The following is a 2,971-nucleotide window of genomic DNA, read 5'->3' as shown; positions in this document are numbered from 1 at the left end:
ATCCAACCATTACCAGTGTTCCCGTAAAATCCGGTTACACTCCCAAAGCGGTACAAAGTGACGGTACGGTGGATTCCATCACCACAGAGGAAATCAACGAATTTCTCACTACCTTTTTCAAGCTGTACCCTACGGCAACCGCAAAGGAGCTGACCTATTATGTGAATGAGGGCGTGCTGAAACCTGTGGGGAAAGAATACATTTTCTCGGAACTGGTGAATCCAGTTTACAATCGAAACGGAAATCAGGTGACAGCTTCCCTTGCAGTGAAATATCTGGATAACCAGACCATGACAACACAGGTATCGCAGTTTGACCTTGTGCTGGAAAAGAACGGGGAAAACTGGAAGATTGTGAAATAGTTATAGAAAAACGTGCATTTCTCATTTGAGATTTGCACGTTTCTCTTATAAAGTATTTCTTTTTAAAATTTATCATTAGTCTTTATATTTTTGATTAGCTCCCAATAGTAGTGTGTCAATTGCTTCGGATAATTCTTTTCTTACTTTATCAGGATTAGAAAAAGCATATCTTAATTGTAAAGTTGTATAACCATGAAGCATACCTGTTACCATGTTCAAAATTTCAGTGGTCTTATCTGGATTAAAGCCACATGAGCAAATAAGTGTTTTAAGTAAAGATAGATAATCATTAAAAATGATTGCTGTTTCCTCTGTTCCATTCCAACTAGCCCATTGAATTATTTCATAAACACCGGGATGTTCAATCATATAATTAAGATATTCAACTGCCACTAATTTTAATGCTGAATCCCCTGTCTTACCGATTACTGCACGAATCATTTTTTCATTCATAGTACGCATACCACTATGTGCTATCTCCCTAAGAAGTTCATCCAAACTTCCTATATGATTATATAAGGAGGGGGTACGAATCCCTAAATTTTCAGCAATAGCTTTCAAAGAAACATTATGAAGTCCATTTCTATCAGCCATATCAGAAGCAGTTTTTATAACTTCGGCTTTTGTAACTCGCATATTCATTTTCCTCTTTCTACACATCATTTACTTCATTTTAAGTAATCAAATTAATGAAGTCAATAATTTGGTTAGAAAAAATGAACTCTTGTATTGACAAACAGTCTTATAATATTTAAAATTACTAATGTAATTAGTTTTTATGATATTCAAATTAGTTTACGAAAGGAAATACAAATATGTGTACAAGATTTGTGTATAATGGAAAAGAAACCATTGTTGGGTTCAATTTTGATATTGACCTTTCTGAATGGGAACATACTGTAATTGCCGAAAAGGACCGTTTTTTTATAGGGATAAAAATGTCCGATAATAAGTACCACTCTTTTCATGGAATCAATAGAAATGGGAATGTTGGCACATTGTTGTATGTACATGGAAATGACAATGCACAATTTTGCGGTAATGAATCATGCTATACAATAGCTGATTTGACAGAAAACTTTATAAAAGGCAATCTCTCTTTTGACGATTCATTGGAAATAGTGAAAAAAAAGAAAATTACTTATGCTCCTGACACTACTATGCAGGCTATGTTTTCGGATAGAACTGGGCGTGTTCTCATTATTGAACCGGGGATTGGGTATCGTTTGGAAAAAGAAAAATATTCCTTAATAACAAATTACTCCATTCTAAAACCAGAATTGACTAATCCATATGTTTTATCTGGGGATAACAGATATGAAAAGGCAAAGGATTTACTGCAAGGATATGGAGAAAACTTCTCTATTTCCAACGCCTTTGATGTACTTAGGTCAGTACGTCAGGAAGGACTTTGGGCAACCAGAGTTTCTTTTGTATATTCCGTTGCTAAAAATAAGGTATATTATGTGTTGAACAATGATTTCAAAAATATTGCAGAGTATCAATTCTAATATCACTGCAATTATAAACAAAAGTGGAGGATTTACATTTCCCCCACTTCCTTAGATTTGACAATACCATCTGCGACGCTTTCCATAATAACAAGGTCAGCGTCTGTGAAATTGTCTATTTTGTTTTCTAACTGCCTGCGTTTGGTACTTTTCACCTGACTGCTGGCAGGCAAGAAAAACTCATCCACTGATACATTCAGCAGAGATACAAGGTCGTAAAGCACCTGTAAGCTGGGATGCTGCCCTTTGTTCTCAATATTGGTTAAATAACGTGGGTCAATCTCAATCATTGCTCCCACCTGTTCACGGGTCAAACCCTGTTTTTTACGGGCTTCTTTTATGGCAAGCCCCAAAGCCCTGAAATCATATTTATCTTCTTTTTTACGCATAATACACCACCTCTGTACATTTTACTGTTCCTGTTATAATAGTGACAGGTATAGAAAAACGTATTGTACAGTTGTACAGTTCCTATTATGTGTACCAAAGATAAAACTATGCTGCTGAAACGGAAATAAAAAAAACCGTTATTTGGCAGTACACTTTTCTTGCGTCAAAATCACATAAGCCTTTCCAGACGACGGTTTAATAAAAGCCGCCGTCTTTCTTTTTTCCAGAACACATGGAGGTTGTATTAAAGTCAGCTTTTTTTAGGCTCCGGCGGCTTACAGGAGGAAGCCGCTATGCAAAATATTTTCTTAAATATATCTACATTCGGTAAACCGTTAAAAAAAGCCATCCACCTACGCTAGAAAAGTCTGACCTGCAATATGGTTTTTCACAATACATAGTAAGAACTATCGAAGCACACAAGCAGAAATATCGTCTGTTTGCGTGCTTTTTTAGTTGGAAGAAAAAGTTTTTAAATTTTTCTTCTCAAAACGCAACTGCACCCCCTGTCCTGTCGGGACTAAGAGCGAAAAGGGGGAAAGAAGCAGAAATTCCTATCAACTCGCTCCCTTTCAAGGCTGGAAAGGGGGTGAGCAATGATGAAGCCATCTGAATTTCAGACAACCATAGAGAACCAGTTTGATTATATCTGTAAAGTCGCTATGGAGGATGAACGCAAAGACTATCTCAAAGCGTTGTCCAGACAGT

Annotated in this window: 4 protein-coding genes and 1 pseudogene; 3 read left to right on the top strand and 2 right to left on the bottom strand. The window is 36.5% G+C overall.

All coding sequences use genetic code 11. From position 1 onward, the window contains the following. A partial coding sequence (locus tag DW965_RS18420; protein ID WP_147398818.1) for a conjugal transfer protein occupies positions 1-362 on the top strand: 362 nt, incomplete at its 5' end. Positions 363-437: 75 nt separating this feature from the next. Here the strand turns inward: DW965_RS18420 and DW965_RS18415 are convergent. After that, on the bottom strand, positions 438-998 hold the full coding sequence (locus tag DW965_RS18415; RefSeq protein ID WP_015552518.1) for a TetR/AcrR family transcriptional regulator: 561 nt from the start codon (positions 996-998) through the stop codon (positions 438-440). A gap of 179 nt (positions 999-1,177) precedes the next feature. Between DW965_RS18415 and DW965_RS18410 the strand changes: the two genes are divergently transcribed. Then, the gene (locus DW965_RS18410) at positions 1,178-1,873 is read left to right on the top strand and encodes a hypothetical protein (protein WP_015552517.1); all 696 of its coding nucleotides are present in this window, start codon (positions 1,178-1,180) and stop codon (positions 1,871-1,873) included. Between the two features lie 32 nt (positions 1,874-1,905). Here DW965_RS18410 and DW965_RS18405 read toward each other — a convergent pair whose 3' ends face one another. Then, a complete protein-coding gene (locus tag DW965_RS18405; protein ID WP_009009558.1) occupies positions 1,906-2,262 on the bottom strand; it encodes a helix-turn-helix domain-containing protein in 357 nt (118 codons plus the stop codon). A 597-nt stretch (positions 2,263-2,859) separates the two neighbouring features. Between DW965_RS18405 and DW965_RS18400 the strand changes: the two are divergent. Then, positions 2,860-2,971 (top strand): annotated as a pseudogene (locus tag DW965_RS18400) (sigma-70 family RNA polymerase sigma factor); the annotation flags it as partial.

This window comes from Blautia sp. AM47-4 (genome assembly GCF_003479865.1).
GTDB classification, from domain to species: Bacteria; Bacillota; Clostridia; order Lachnospirales; family Lachnospiraceae; genus Fusicatenibacter; species Fusicatenibacter saccharivorans.
Note: the sequence above shows the minus strand (reverse complement) of the source record. Positions and strands in the feature narration are given on the sequence as shown.

Coding starts and splice junctions, on each gene's coding strand:
- DW965_RS18410 (WP_015552517.1), top strand. CDS start 1,178: ATGTGTACAAGATTTGTGTATAATGGAAAAGAAACCATTGTTGGGTTC.
- DW965_RS18405 (WP_009009558.1), bottom strand. CDS start 2,262: ATGCGTAAAAAAGAAGATAAATATGATTTCAGGGCTTTGGGGCTTGCC.
- DW965_RS18415 (WP_015552518.1), bottom strand. CDS start 998: ATGCGAGTTACAAAAGCCGAAGTTATAAAAACTGCTTCTGATATGGCT.